General features: G+C 43.2%; 15 protein-coding genes and 1 pseudogene. 8 read left to right on the top strand and 8 right to left on the bottom strand.

All coding sequences use genetic code 11. The annotated features are described in order from the left end of the window. Positions 1 to 187: 187 nt before the first annotated feature. Entirely contained in the window at positions 188 to 1,114 is a 927-nt protein-coding gene (locus tag F6K46_RS07890; protein WP_293051853.1) for a saccharopine dehydrogenase NADP-binding domain-containing protein, read from the bottom strand. Between the two features lie 102 nt (positions 1,115 to 1,216). After that, positions 1,217 to 1,345, bottom strand: a complete 129-nt coding sequence (locus F6K46_RS07885) for a ribbon-helix-helix protein, CopG family (protein ID WP_293030874.1) — start codon at positions 1,343 to 1,345, stop codon at positions 1,217 to 1,219. Positions 1,346 to 1,428: 83 nt separating this feature from the next. Between F6K46_RS07885 and F6K46_RS07880 the strand changes: the two genes are divergently transcribed. Continuing rightward, entirely contained in the window at positions 1,429 to 2,649 is a 1,221-nt protein-coding gene (locus F6K46_RS07880) for a transposase (RefSeq protein ID WP_293030871.1), read from the top strand. A 43-nt stretch (positions 2,650 to 2,692) separates the two neighbouring features. Here F6K46_RS07880 and F6K46_RS07875 read toward each other — a convergent pair whose 3' ends face one another. The 3 genes and pseudogenes from F6K46_RS07875 to F6K46_RS07865 form a co-directional block, all read right to left on the bottom strand. Beyond that, positions 2,693 to 2,869, bottom strand: coding sequence for a hypothetical protein (locus F6K46_RS07875; RefSeq protein WP_293051850.1), 177 nt, complete (start codon positions 2,867 to 2,869; stop codon positions 2,693 to 2,695). Positions 2,870 to 3,007: 138 nt separating this feature from the next. Continuing rightward, positions 3,008 to 3,244, bottom strand: a complete 237-nt coding sequence (locus F6K46_RS07870) for a hypothetical protein (RefSeq protein ID WP_293051848.1) — start codon at positions 3,242 to 3,244, stop codon at positions 3,008 to 3,010. Between the two features lie 173 nt (positions 3,245 to 3,417). Next, a pseudogene (locus F6K46_RS07865) lies at positions 3,418 to 3,742 on the bottom strand (transposase); the annotation flags it as partial. An 836-nt stretch (positions 3,743 to 4,578) separates the two neighbouring features. Between F6K46_RS07865 and F6K46_RS07860 the strand changes: the two are divergent. From F6K46_RS07860 to F6K46_RS07850, 3 genes are all read left to right on the top strand, one after another. Further along, entirely contained in the window at positions 4,579 to 5,676 is a 1,098-nt protein-coding gene (locus F6K46_RS07860; protein ID WP_293051845.1) for a hypothetical protein, read from the top strand. Positions 5,677 to 5,815: 139 nt separating this feature from the next. Then, a complete protein-coding gene (locus tag F6K46_RS07855; protein WP_293051842.1) occupies positions 5,816 to 5,938 on the top strand; it encodes a hypothetical protein in 123 nt (40 codons plus the stop codon). A 28-nt stretch (positions 5,939 to 5,966) separates the two neighbouring features. Further along, positions 5,967 to 6,332 (top strand): hypothetical protein, encoded by a 366-nt coding sequence (locus tag F6K46_RS07850; protein ID WP_293051840.1) that lies wholly within the window; start codon positions 5,967 to 5,969, stop codon positions 6,330 to 6,332. Between the two features lie 154 nt (positions 6,333 to 6,486). Here F6K46_RS07850 and F6K46_RS07845 read toward each other — a convergent pair whose 3' ends face one another. Continuing rightward, entirely contained in the window at positions 6,487 to 7,899 is a 1,413-nt protein-coding gene (locus F6K46_RS07845) for an amidase (RefSeq protein WP_293051838.1), read from the bottom strand. A 57-nt stretch (positions 7,900 to 7,956) separates the two neighbouring features. On the opposite strand from F6K46_RS07845, the gene F6K46_RS07840 reads away from it, so the two are divergent. Both F6K46_RS07840 and F6K46_RS07835 read left to right on the top strand, forming a co-directional pair. After that, on the top strand, positions 7,957 to 8,112 hold the full coding sequence (locus F6K46_RS07840) for a hypothetical protein (RefSeq protein ID WP_293051836.1): 156 nt from the start codon (positions 7,957 to 7,959) through the stop codon (positions 8,110 to 8,112). Between the two features lie 557 nt (positions 8,113 to 8,669). Beyond that, positions 8,670 to 9,500, top strand: coding sequence for a DUF4058 family protein (locus tag F6K46_RS07835; protein ID WP_293051834.1), 831 nt, complete (start codon positions 8,670 to 8,672; stop codon positions 9,498 to 9,500). A 47-nt stretch (positions 9,501 to 9,547) separates the two neighbouring features. Here F6K46_RS07835 and F6K46_RS07830 read toward each other — a convergent pair whose 3' ends face one another. Continuing rightward, positions 9,548 to 10,660, bottom strand: a complete 1,113-nt coding sequence (locus F6K46_RS07830) for a pentapeptide repeat-containing protein (RefSeq protein ID WP_293051832.1) — start codon at positions 10,658 to 10,660, stop codon at positions 9,548 to 9,550. A gap of 366 nt (positions 10,661 to 11,026) precedes the next feature. Next, positions 11,027 to 11,362 carry a hypothetical protein gene (locus F6K46_RS07825; RefSeq protein WP_293051830.1) on the bottom strand — a complete coding sequence of 112 codons (336 nt, stop codon included), beginning with the start codon at positions 11,360 to 11,362 and terminating at the stop codon, positions 11,027 to 11,029. Positions 11,363 to 11,367: 5 nt separating this feature from the next. On the opposite strand from F6K46_RS07825, the gene F6K46_RS07820 reads away from it, so the two are divergent. Beyond that, a complete protein-coding gene (locus tag F6K46_RS07820) occupies positions 11,368 to 12,168 on the top strand; it encodes an MOSC N-terminal beta barrel domain-containing protein (protein ID WP_293051828.1) in 801 nt (266 codons plus the stop codon). A 351-nt stretch (positions 12,169 to 12,519) separates the two neighbouring features. Beyond that, positions 12,520 to 12,714, top strand: a complete 195-nt coding sequence (locus tag F6K46_RS07815) for a hypothetical protein (protein WP_075897844.1) — start codon at positions 12,520 to 12,522, stop codon at positions 12,712 to 12,714. Positions 12,715 to 12,747 lie beyond the last annotated feature (33 nt).

The raw sequence follows: 12,747 nt of genomic DNA, 5'->3' as shown, positions 1-12,747 counted from the left end.
TCCACCTCACCGAGGGATTATACTAGTGAGCGCTTATCTGGTTGAGCGAGGTTTGATTCATTAACCCTACCAGGTCAATAGCAAAACCAACGTGCGTCAAAGCAATGCCTGAATTTATCAACCAACTGGCTGAGGCGGGTGTCGTCTTTGCTTTTGATGCGATTAGTACTCAAAAAAAATAGCTGAGTTAATCATTGAAAGTGGAAACCACTACCTGGGTGCGCTCAAAGGCAATCAGGGCAATCTGTTCAATAAGGCGATTGATAATCTTAATCGGGTACCCTCCAGGTAGACCGAGCGGACCAGGCGCAGAAATTCTTAGGGGAGGTTTATTGGGTAGCAAAGCTTGCAAAATGGGTAATCCACTTGCAGTAGTGAGTGCATTGAGGTAGCGATTACTCATCAGTGGCAACCCTGCATATACTAACTCATCAGCTCGCTGTCCCCCTTCTCCTATAAAAACTTTTGGACAGGAAGAGGTGTCAGAAGGTCGGATCGAGCTCATAGCAGCCCTAATCTGACTATGGTGTGCCAGAACTCGAACGAGAGGCAGGTCCGATTTGACTTCAGTCCCAGACAGTTTACTTTGTTGAAGCAATGTTGCCTGAACGCGATACTGAATCATCCCCACATTGCCAATTCCAACTGTCGGAGCTAAATCAAGCTGCGCTAAAACCGGATGAGTTAGATCTGGATAAGAACAATTCACCACAGGAGCTGGGAAATCAATTTCTCGAACGGCTGACATAACTGTTGTGATTGGTGGAAGCTGAGCTGGAATTTGAGCAGCAAATCCTGCCATTCGTAGGACTTTAGCCACTGGGTGTTGGCATTCACGCAAATACCAAGGCGAAAATAAACTAGCGCATTGAACAATCAGATCGGGGCGTTGGTCACGCAAAAGTTGCTCAACGGCGTCTTGCTGCTCTGCATCCAGTTCAAAAAATCGTACTTTGATTTGACTACATGCAGCTAATAGCTCAGCAAAGGTAACACCAAACTCAATTCGGCGACCTGCCAGGATTAATTCATCAATCTCAGCAAACTTCGAGATCTCAGCAGCAAACCTCTGACCCAAATCCCCTAAACCAATAATCAAGAGTCGATAACTCATAGTTATTTAAATGATATTTAGCTAGACCGCGAGAAGCCCCGCGCTTTACCTGACAAGGTAAGCGTCGGGATGATAGCGAGACAGTGAAGCGAAGCGGAACTGTCAAGTGGAAGTTATTGGATCAGGGAAACGAGCTATCAAGTTTCTAAGTACTTCGGACTGATTCATTCCTCTTCGTTCTGCTTCTTGTTCTAACTTCTTTTTCTCATATTCGGTTAACCGAATTGTCATCTTTATTTTTTTCATTCTGACTTGCCATTTGACTAGCTGTATATTATATATATAGTAGGTCGATAAATAGGAGGGCAAGCGCAATGAGAGCTGCTTATCAATACAGATTAAGACTGACAAAGAAACAAATGCTCGAGCTAGAGCGATGGTTGGAAATGCTACGTTGTCAGTATAACTATTTGCTAGCTGATCGGTTTAATTGGTATGAACAGAATCGCTGCTCCATTAATGCTTGTCCTCTTATTTGCCATTTGCCAAATTTAAGGGATAAACCTGATTATTTTTCCCAAAAACAAACACTCCCACAACTCAAGAAAAATAGACCTTGGTACGGTCAAATTCATTCTCAGGTTTTGCAGGATTGTGTCAAACGGGTAGATTTGGCCTTTAAACGGTACCTTAAAGGCGATTGCAACGGGAAGCGGAGTGGAAAACCTAGATTTAAAGGCAAAGGCCGGTACCGTTCTTTGACTTTTCCGTCACTTGGAAAGGATCCTATTAGTGGCAATCAATTAAAGTTACCTAAATTTGGGTGGGTCAAAATGATCTACCACAGGCCAATTCCCAATGGTTTTAAAATCAAGACAGCTACGATTACCCGCAAGGCGGATGGCTACTATGTTACTTTGTCTATTCAGGATGATACTATTCCTAAAATAATCCCCGTGGATCAGGTTTCTGATCCTATAGGGATTGATCTGGGTCTTAAATCGTTTTTGATCAAATCAGATGGTACGGAGGTAGGGATTCCTCAGTATTACCGAAAGGCTCAAAAAGGATTGGCGAAAATTCAAAAAGCGGTTAGTAGATCCAAAAAAGGTAGCAATAACCGAAAAAAGGCTGTAGCCAAATTAGGCAAGGCTCACAAAAAAGTAGCTGATACCAGAAAAGACTTTCATTTTAAGACGACCAAGGAGCTGTTAAACAATCATGATTTAGTAGCTCATGAAAAGCTCAATATCAAGGGTCTAGCCAAGACTAAAATGGCTAAATCAGTTCTAGATGCTGGATGGGGTCAATTCCTGTCAATCCTTGCAACCAAAGCCGAAAATGCTGGGTTGTTAACGGTTGCTGTGAATCCTAAAAACACTAGCCAGAACTGTTCTAATTGTGGTAAAAAGGTACCCAAAAAACTTAAAGACCGCATTCATTCCTGTCATCATTGTGGGTATATCGCAGACAGGGACGTTAATGCGGCTAAAAATATTTTGTATTTGGCGGTGGGGCGTCCCGCTAGTAATAAAGCTTGCCGAGTAACCGAACCGTTGGGTGGTGTTGGCAAGAAGCCCGCGTTGTCCCTTTAGGGCAACGTCGGGAGTACGTCACTTACTTTCCATAATTGAAACGCTAATTGAAACGCTGTTCCAGTTTTTTGGTGTACCAAGCGATTGGATAACAATAGATAAAAAATAACAGCATTAAGAGGGTGTATAAAGGCACAGCTAAATCTTCTCCTTCCAAAGCTAATACTTCCCTGACGGTGGTTAAACCTTCTCGAACACCAACTAAATTAGGGCGTGTCATCAATTAAGCCCAATGACAATAGCAGCAAGATAGATAGCCCCGACGAAAGTTCAGAACTAGGTTATCATAACGGGTGACTATCGCCCGATACTGTTTAAGTTTGGCAAAGAAGTTTTCAATTAAGTGTCGGGCTTTGTATTAGTGTTTGTCATACTCCTTCAGGTGAGTGCGATTCCGCTTGGGGGGAATCACTGCTATTTTCCCCTGTCTTTCAAGGCGCTGTAGGACTCGTTGATCGGCATCGTAGGCAATGCCTGCAATTAAGGGATCTGTAGACAAGTTATGCAGTAACACATCCGCACCATCAAAGTCACAGGCTTGTCCCGGACTCAGGCAAAAACTAATCGAGTTACCCAAAGCATCCACGCTTAGCATTAATCTTGGTACTCAATCCACCTTTACGCTCGACCGATGGCTTCAGTTGATCCATCCCCTTTTTAGCCCCAAGAGACGAAACCTTAGATAGTTGAGCCTTATTACAACAGACTTGAACTTTTTACGCATAACCTACTAACTATAAAGGCTCAACTATCTTACGGTAACTTCAAAGCACTGTGCTGGTGAGCACGCACTATCGTCGAGTCAATCAAGCGCGTATTCGTTGTCTGGATCGTCGGCTAAAGCCTCAAACACCTGTTGCCACACCCCGCGCTTTGCCCATCGGCGTTCATCGGGTATGAACTATCTCGTTTATCACCAAATCTTTCCGGGTTTATCCCGCCACGGAATCCCAGCTCGATAGCGGTACAATACTGCCTCGAGAAACAATCGATTATATGCACGCCGTTACTCCTACCGTCTCTTTTCGACCTGGTAGTAAGTCGAGAGATGCGTTCCCACTGATCCGAGACGCAAAGCATAGCGGCGCGTCATGATAGCACGGCTCCTGATTGACTCAACTCTCTACATTTATCGATTCTAAACTAGATTGATTCCTATTTGATGACACGCCCTAGAAGCAAGGGGCTTGCGCCCTTAGGTTTTTCGGTCAAATTTACCTCCCCTGTCTGGATCAGGGCAGACACCATCCATAAACAGGTTGTCAGGTGGGTCAGATGCGCCCACTCACAGGGTTGACCCATCCAACTCTTCAAGGCATTATAGACTCGGGAGTTTTTTTCACAGCATTTCTATGGTAAGAGTGGTTTCTGTCCGAACGAATGCTGGCTCCCAATCACGCTTTGTCAAGTCTGGCAACTCCTTTCGAGATCAGCAGTTTACCACTTTTTACTTCACTTTTTGTCAGTCAACCAGGCTTGCAGCCTTTGATTCAAGGGATTTTACGCGATATTTACATAAATTTACAATGTAAAAAGGCTTTGTTGCATAAAGAGTATGAGTTAGCTGCAATAATATGTGAGAGAGAAAAATTTTGCTCGACCCAGCCATGACAGAAGCTTTGACCTTGACCCAATATAAAATTAGGAATTGGAGTGAGTACAACACAGCCCATTAAAACCGAGGAAGTTTGACCTTCACCGATTGATGAGGAGGTACTTGAGGGATGGTGGAATCCGCACAAGACAGGGAAACGAGGCAGATCACCCCAATACGTTGTTATCGTCGTACTTTCGATAACCAGGCGCTTAGTACTTTTACTGGCCTGTGCTGCCCTCAATCCTATGACCCATTTAGGTATGCCTGATAGCTATGCCCATGATTCTTAAGAGTTCTCCTGAGAGGGGGAGCATTTTGACTCTTAATCATTCATGCAACAAAGCCATGTAAAAACTTTTGTCCGACGACTCAGTAACACGATTTTACGACAGGTAATGCAGATACAGATACTTGCGAAAACAGACTTAATTTCTTTAGGCGATTTACCAATTGATGAGATTTGGGGTTTACTACATAAAATGTGGGAGATAAAAAGAATACGAAAGGAGGCTTACACTCGAGATAACAAACATCCGCCTTTTTATGCAAATTCTCTAAAAGGGGTTAGACCCTACTCTTTATTTAATTATCCATCTATTCGAACCATTGGCTCATATAGCGTTGCATTAAATGAAATGGGCGCTTGTTGCAACCAACACTTTAATCTAGAAACTATCCCCAGAACCTATAGCAACGAAAAAATCTCACATGTAGCTAGGGTACTGAGTGGTAGTCAGTTACCCTGGTTTCATTTGGGATATGTGCGAGTTCACGGTTCTAATGGCGATCATTTTATCCGGAAATTAGCGAAACATTCCACCGTGCCAATCATTAATGCCATGACCAAAACTTTTCATCCACTACAGGGACTAACAGATATATTTACGCTCTTGGAGGAATGGCAATATTTCGAAGGACAATCTATTGGTGGCAGACAGATTACCTGGTTTGGCATGGGTAATAATAATGTAACCCATTCTGTGATGCTTGCCGCCTCAGCAGTTGGCATCGACTTTTTGTTAATGTGTCCAGAGAAAGAGGATTGTTTTCCACCTTCGGAGGTGCTTCAAAAAATCAAAACCTTTTCGGAGCATAGTGGTAGTACTATCATGATAAACAATCCAGCTAAAATTGTCAATACCGATGCTGTATTCGCTGATACCCACTCCTTGGGTGATACATCAGAAGAAAAGCTACGCTCTAAAGAGATATTAGCTCCCTATAGAGTTGATGAAGAGAAAGTTCAAGAAATTGAGAATCCAGACTGGGTATTCCTTCATTGTATGCCCATACATCTTACCCAAGATGAAACTGACTATGAAGAAGTAAGCCAGAAAATTGCAGATGGCGCGCATTCTAGGATTTTCCCAGAGGCAGAGAACCGTCTATATGCAATCATGGCAGTTCTGCATTCCCTAACAAAATCGTAACTAGTACACCTGGTTGACTGACAAAAGCATCAATTAGGAACAATCAAATGTAAGCCAGGAGGGGAATAGGAGGGATTGACGCAAGAATGTGGGGAGCCAGCATCCTCAAGACAGATACCACTCATACCTTGAAGATGCTGTGAAAAAAAACTCCCGCCTCTACAATGCCTTGAATCAATGGATGGGTCAAGGTGATTGGGCGCATTTGGCTCATCTGACTGTTTGTTTATCGATGGAGCGTGGCGCTGGTACATACCGGTAGTGTGAATCTGACTAAATGGACGGTCTATATGCCGTGCCGGGGTCAATATGCTGCCAGCAAACAAAGACAAATCCAGCGTTGGCAGCCATTACCCCGAATCAATGTGCATCGACTCTATGGCAGTTTAATTGAAGCAGCTTTGACCAATTGGCAAGAACAGGTAATCTATCTGGCATTAGACACCTCGTTATTTTGGGAGAAGTATTGTGAGCGTGCGGCTGTGTGTGGTGCATCGAGGTCGCGCCAAGCCGCGTGGCGAGCGCGGGTCATGGCTCATGGCAGTGCCAGTATATCGTTCAGGGATTATCGAGAAATGATTCAATCGGCTCAGAAGCGATTACCTCAAGGAATCAAGGTGGTGTTACTGGCAGACCGAGGTGCAAGTTCATATTAACGCCAAGGCGGATGTTAACTACCCAATTAGGTTGGCACTATCGGATTAGGCTCAAGAGGGATAGTTGGATTTGGTCGAAGCCAAAGTGAAGACATATTTCTGTTCCCTGTTCCCTATTCCCTGTTCCCTTTAAAGCCAAATATTATGTCCTAAACTATACTTCCGTTGCTATTGTGGGACGATTATTAATCCAAGGGTTTGCTGCTTCCAACTGAGCCGCTAATGCTAATAGTCTTGCTTCTGATGCTGGAGGTCCCACTAACTGAATTCCGACAGGTAAGCCCTTCTCATCAAAACCAGCAGGAATTGCGATCGCAGGAAGTCCAGTAGCATTAAATGGTGGACACGGTCCAATCCAATTAATAATATTCTCCAAGGTTTCTTCATAACTCAAATCGTCCCACTCTCCTACCCGAATCGGTGGATGTAAATAAGTCGGTAACACTAGCACATCATAGTTGTTAAAGAATCCCACAATTTGACGCGCTATAATTTGTAGCTTAGTCACCGCTTGTAAGTATTCCCCAGCAGAACCAGATTGTTCAGCAATCCAGCGATTCATCGGACTTAAGGCTTCTAAGGGAATTCCTGCTGACGTTACCCCAGCTTGCCATACTGTCTTAAACGGTTCTACTATGTCACTGAAATCTGGACAACCCGGTTCAACCAGATGTCCCATCCCTTCCAGTCGCTGCACCGTTTCCACCACAATCTTTTCACATACAGCTGACGCTTCTCCCATCGGTTTAATGGATGTCGCAAAACTAATCCGCAAATTATCCAGTTGTTGTTCCGTAGCCTCTAGAAACGATATCTCTGGGTCAGGTAACCAGTAAGGGTCTCCAGTAATATAGCCAGACATGACATCCAGTAAAGCAGCTGCATCAGCTACCGTCCGTGCCATTGGACCAATACTAGCAATACCACTTTGAAAGTCTCCTACTGGAGCGTAAGAAATACGACCTCGTGTCGGTTTAATCGCCACCAAACCACAGCAAAAGGCTGGACCGCGCAGGGAACCCCCACCATCGGAACCTTGAGCAATGGGAGATAAGCCAGCTGCTACTGCTGCCGCTGAACCCCCACTAGACCCCCCTGGTGTGTAGTCCAGATTCCAAGGATTGCGAGCCGGTGGAAATCCTGGGGGTTCGGTATAGGGTAAAGAACCCAGTTGAGAGGTAGCAGTTTTACCTAAAATAATGAATCCAGCTTGCTTGATGCGGGTGATTACCCCATCATCATACTCAGCAATATTGTCTTTGAGCGCAGCAACACCAAAGCTACAAGGTAGTCCTTCTACAGCCCTGAGGTCTTTAATCGCAATTGGAACACCAAAAAATGGAGGAAGTTTAGAGGTATCAGTAGTTTGGGCAAGTTGTTCGGTTTTGGTTTTAGCATCCGCAAGTGCCATTTCAGACGCCACAGTGAAGTAACTGCCCAGTTGGGGATTTAATGCTTCGATCCGTTCAAGGTAGAGTTGGACTAATTCCAGGGGTGATATCTCACCCTTGCGGATCAGTTGGGCTTGGTCTAGAGCTGGAGTAAACGCTAGGTCAACTTGATTCATCAAAAAAATTGGGTCTGAAACCCCGTCCTTATAGGACGGCTTTATGTTACCATGAAGATGGTCAATGACCCACCCGAGACGATGGATTCAGACAGCCTATACGAGCGAAGTCCAGTAACCTGGCGGCGCAGCCAAATCGGTAGACCGGGAAAAGAGGACAGGGCAATGGAAGTCCAACCCTTGAATCATGCATTACATCAAGACTTTTCTTGAAACTCGATACATGAGAACCGCAGGACTTGCGGGGATAGTCTGTGGAGCGAACGTAAGACCATAAAACCCCTTGAGGGTGGAGGCGGTTGCATTGAAGCAGAAACTTAAATCGTGAGGTTTAGGAATCACCGTTCTTCTAGGACGGTGAGGATGTCAAAATGCTTCTTTGCCATCAAGGGATGCTAATTTCTCAAAAAAAATGCCTAAGAGTATTGCTAGGCAAAACTTTTAGGCATTCAGATGCTAGTTAGTAAAAACTGAATTATTAAAATCTCAAAGCTATACGGAGTAAGACTTTGAGAGACTTTTTGTTAAACGTTGCTTAAATCCTAAGGATATAGCAGCTTAGGGGGTTAACCCAGACCCTAGCTGTCTTAAGATTAATTTTATTTAGACGCTATTATACCACTTAATTTTATAAATTGGTATAACACATCGTCAAATCCTGGTGATTTTCCGGAAGTTTCCGAAAAATACTGGCCAGGTTGCAGCTACCAAAGAGCCAGACTTCTTCGTTAATCTAGCAATTATACCACTTCACCGCCTCAACACACAATATGCCTTCACCTTTTCCTGGGATGAATCCCTATCTGGAAAAACCAGAATATTGGTCACAAGTTCACAAGTCGCTAATTGTCCTGATTGCCCAAAGCCTTAACCCCCAACTACGTCCGAAGTATCGGGTAGCAATTGAGGAAAGAGTCTACAACGCTACTGGTGATGATTCGATGCTAGTAGGAATTCCTGATGATGTAGTTGTTCAAAGTTCTCAAAGCAACCACCAAGATCCCTCAGCTCTGGTTACCGTTGCTGCTCCTAGCCTTAAACCAATGAAGATTGCTCTACCGATGACTGAAACGGTTAGGGAGCGATGCAGCGCGGTCTTGGGGGTTCCCCCCATGAGCGACTGCATCAAGAAGTGGTATTTAGAAGTGCGAAAGGTAGAAACTTGCAAAGTAATTACTGTTATCGAAATTCTTTCTCCCAAAAACAAACGGTCTGCAGAAGGGCGCAGCACTTATGAAACCAAACGGCAAAAAATATTAGATAGCTTAACCCATTTAGTGGAAATTGATTTACTGCGTCAAGGAAAACCGATGGCTATGAATACTCAAGCCTTCCAGAGCCACTATCGAATCGTGGTCAGCCGTTCTCAAGAACGTCCCCAAGCCGATTTATATGCCTTCAATCTCCCCCAAGCAATACCTTCGTTTCCTTTACCTCTCCAACCAGGCGATCGAGAACCTACGGTTAATTTACAACAATTATTACATCAGCTTTACGACCAAGGGAGTTATGATTTAGCGATTGATTATAGTCAAAACCCCCCACCACCTTTATCGACCGCAGATGTAGCTTGGGTAAAGCAAGTCTTGATTAAAGAGTAGCCTGTAGTGTTGAATTTTAATAATTATCGTTTAGGTATATCTTTAACTTACTTGATTAACTTCATGCCAGCAGCTTTAGGGTCAAAACCTTCAGGAAATATGGTGCGACAAGGATCATAGGTATCGTCATATTTACAGGATTCCGATCTTATTTCATTTGAATAAATCGCGTCTTTTAAATCAGCTCCAGCTAAATCAGCTCCAGCTAAATTAGCTCCAGCTAAATTAGCGTTCTTTAAATTAGCGTTCTTTAAATTAGCTCCAGCTAAATGAGCATTCTGTAATTTAGCTCCAACTAAACTAGCATTTTCTAAATTAGCTTGCTCTAAATCAGCTTGCTGTAACTTAGCTATATTTAACTTAGCTTGCTGTAACTTAGCCTTAAATAAATAAGCTTCTTGTAACTTAGCATTCCCTAAATTAGCTTTCTGTAACTTAGCTTCAGATAAACTAGCTTGCTGTAACTTAGCCTTAATTAAATAAGCTTGCTGTAAATTAGCTTCATCTAAAATAGCTTTCTGCAAATTAGCTCTAGATAAACCAGCTTTTTCTAAATTAGCTGCAAATAAATTAGCTGCAAATAAATTAGCGTTAACTAGCTTCGCACCAGGGAGCTGGACTCCCTTCAAATAAGCCTTTGGAGCCTGTAAACTATCTAAGTTCTGTCTCCGCCAGGTCAACCAAAACCAGGGAATACGCCTTGGTCTTGAGTTTAGGAATTCCAGAGCTTCTTTTCTGCCGCCACTGCCAGCTTGGTCATAGGCTGCTGTAACTACTTGCCATGCCTGATAAACTTCAGCATTTCGTCTATCTTGCTCACCACCAATAAAGACAATCACACCAACAAGTAGAGATAGATTACCAACTAGTCCCAAAATTTCTAGCAATGCTAATCTATTGAGGTAATCCAGAACAGGCTCTAAAAACTTTTTTTCTATGCTGATGAAAGGTTGATGGCACTTGAACAAGGCTAACGTCAAAGGATTTTTAACAATTTGCTCAGCTTTATGCCAGTCGTGCTCCGCATCCCCTTCACCTTTTACTAGTAGGCGATTTTGGGAAAGCTTATAGGCTATTTCTTCAACCTTTTGGTAATGATTTTTAGTTGACGAAGGGGTTAGAGAGACTTTGATTTGATTAAGAATTTGATTCAGCTTCATGATTGCCAACTGGGGGCAAACCCTATATATTTGGCTTACTAGCATAAATTAGCTGTCATTATAACTTAGCGATCGCTTAACTAATTTCTTCTGGTAAAACTTAAAGTTTATTACGTTTGTTTAAGGTAAGTAACAAAACCAACATTAGCGATCGCTTGGTGGGATTAGCGATCGCTTTCCTTGATATCCCTGGTGTTATGATAAATTAATGTATTTATTAACTAAGTTTAGATAAGTTTGCCCTGTGATCCCTACCAAGTTTATAAAAAAATGCTTTACTTGATAGAAATAGTTACAACTAGGATAAAGCTGATGGAGTCTTGATTATTATTGCTATATCATTCTTTATCTGTTATTTGTAAGCTATTATATAGCGTTTATTGCAATGATGAGGTAAAGTCTTCTTTGAGGCAGATTCCCTGTCTTGATGCAGTCGCTCATGGTTTTGGGTCTGTGTGCGGAACCTGCGTCCGCACCTTGTAAGCCCCGTGGAAACCACGGCAGTCGCTCATGGGGGAGACCCCCAAGACCGCGCTGCCTCCCCAAGACCGCGCTGCATCGCTTAAAACAATCTTGAATATTGCCTTTTGCCTTTTGCCTTTTGCCTTTTGCCTTTTGCCTTTTGCCTTTTGCCTTTTGCCTTTTGCCTTTTGCCTTTTGCCTTTTGCCTTTTGCCTTAAAAGGATAAGCAATGTCGCTCACTCGTTATGAAAATTGCAATACCTTACCTCAAGGCTATCTATATCTACCCGATTAAATCCCTTGATCGGATTGAACTCGAAACCGCCACTCTCCTCAAAAGTGGTGCCCTAAACCATGACCGGGAATTTGCCCTATTCGATCAGCAAGGTAAATTTGTCAATGGTAAGCGCAATGCCAAAGTCTACTTGCTGCGGTCGGTCTTCGATATCCAATCCCAATTGCTATCGCTACAAATTCAGGGCACAAACCAAAACATTACCTTTCATATTGATCATGGGCGAGCTGCTCTCGAAGCTTGGTTAAAGGATTACTTCGATTTTCCAGTTAAAGTAGTGCAGAACACCAGCACTGGTTTCCCAGACGATACCAATGCTCGTGGTCCTACTATTATTAGTAGCGCTACGATTGAAACCATTGCTTCTTGGTTCCCTGAAATAAGTCCTGAAGACATACGAAGTCGGGTTCGAGCCAATCTAGAAATTGGAGGAGTTCCCGCTTTCTGGGAAGACCAATTGTTTTCCGAATCAGGGCAATCTATTCAGTTTAAAGTAGGGGAAGCTTTGATAGAAGGAATTAATCCCTGTCAACGTTGTATTGTTTTAGCACGAGACCCTCAGACAGGAGAAGCTACTGCTAATTTCCAAAAAACTTTTATGGCGAAGCGCAAGGAAACTCTACCATCCTGGACAACCAGCGCTCGTTTCAATCATTTCTACAAATTAAGTGTGAATACAAATGTGCCTGTTTCAGAAACCGGTAAAGTGTTGCACCAAGGGGATCCCATCGAAATCCTTAAGGGAGCGTGAAGGTTGACTAGGCTTTTTGCACAAGTCAAGAACAGGAAACCGGGCACAGGTAACTCATAAGAATTGATGCAAACATTATGATCAAACCAATGCAGCGCTATAATCCCAAATTCGGTTCAAATCACAAAACGCGATCGCTAATCAGCAAAGTGATTAACCTAAAGTGATATCAACTGTCAACCCTAAACCGTGAACTTTCAACACCAATCAATATGGGAAATTTTATTAAATAAAACTTTTTGACTTTTTTGCGGATTCGTCGCTCTGGAATTGAAGTAGAGATTTAGGTACATCTGAACAAACAGAAGCCAGACAAAACCTCTACCTACCAAATGTTTAAACCTCAGAGCAATGAATCATCAGTGGAACAATGTATTTCTGAAAGTCAGCACCTGGCTAGTGGCTGAGATCATCCTAAATTTGATTGGTCTAGATGACCTCGCCGATTACAGCGAATTCGTCTTCGATAAAGAGGTTTTAATCTCAACATCTCACCATCAAGTCTCACGGGTTTTCCCCCCTCGTCACTCCGAAGGCTTGTTTTAAGAGTTTCCCGCCAACCGTCAACCGTCAACCGTC

The organism is Moorena sp. SIO3E8 (assembly GCF_010692445.1).
GTDB classification, from domain to species: domain Bacteria; phylum Cyanobacteriota; class Cyanobacteriia; order Cyanobacteriales; family Coleofasciculaceae; genus Moorena; species Moorena bouillonii.
The sequence above is the reverse complement of the archived record's forward strand: the minus strand, read 5'-3'. Positions and strand labels throughout refer to the sequence as shown.

What these genes read in the sequence shown, in the direction of transcription:
- F6K46_RS07880 (WP_293030871.1), top strand. Translation starts at nt 1,429, where the DNA reads ATGAGAGCTGCTTATCAATACAGATTAAGACTGACAAAGAAACAAATG.
- F6K46_RS07870 (WP_293051848.1), bottom strand. Translation starts at nt 3,244, where the DNA reads ATGCTAAGCGTGGATGCTTTGGGTAACTCGATTAGTTTTTGCCTGAGT.
- F6K46_RS07815 (WP_075897844.1), top strand. Translation starts at nt 12,520, where the DNA reads ATGAATCATCAGTGGAACAATGTATTTCTGAAAGTCAGCACCTGGCTA.
- F6K46_RS07875 (WP_293051850.1), bottom strand. Translation starts at nt 2,869, where the DNA reads ATGACACGCCCTAATTTAGTTGGTGTTCGAGAAGGTTTAACCACCGTC.
- F6K46_RS07885 (WP_293030874.1), bottom strand. Translation starts at nt 1,345, where the DNA reads ATGACAATTCGGTTAACCGAATATGAGAAAAAGAAGTTAGAACAAGAA.
- F6K46_RS07835 (WP_293051834.1), top strand. Translation starts at nt 8,670, where the DNA reads ATGCCTTCACCTTTTCCTGGGATGAATCCCTATCTGGAAAAACCAGAA.
- F6K46_RS07850 (WP_293051840.1), top strand. Translation starts at nt 5,967, where the DNA reads ATGCCGTGCCGGGGTCAATATGCTGCCAGCAAACAAAGACAAATCCAG.
- F6K46_RS07820 (WP_293051828.1), top strand. Translation starts at nt 11,368, where the DNA reads ATGAAAATTGCAATACCTTACCTCAAGGCTATCTATATCTACCCGATT.
- F6K46_RS07860 (WP_293051845.1), top strand. Translation starts at nt 4,579, where the DNA reads ATGCAACAAAGCCATGTAAAAACTTTTGTCCGACGACTCAGTAACACG.
- F6K46_RS07830 (WP_293051832.1), bottom strand. Translation starts at nt 10,660, where the DNA reads ATGAAGCTGAATCAAATTCTTAATCAAATCAAAGTCTCTCTAACCCCT.
- F6K46_RS07890 (WP_293051853.1), bottom strand. Translation starts at nt 1,114, where the DNA reads ATGAGTTATCGACTCTTGATTATTGGTTTAGGGGATTTGGGTCAGAGG.
- F6K46_RS07845 (WP_293051838.1), bottom strand. Translation starts at nt 7,899, where the DNA reads ATGAATCAAGTTGACCTAGCGTTTACTCCAGCTCTAGACCAAGCCCAA.
- F6K46_RS07840 (WP_293051836.1), top strand. Translation starts at nt 7,957, where the DNA reads ATGGTCAATGACCCACCCGAGACGATGGATTCAGACAGCCTATACGAG.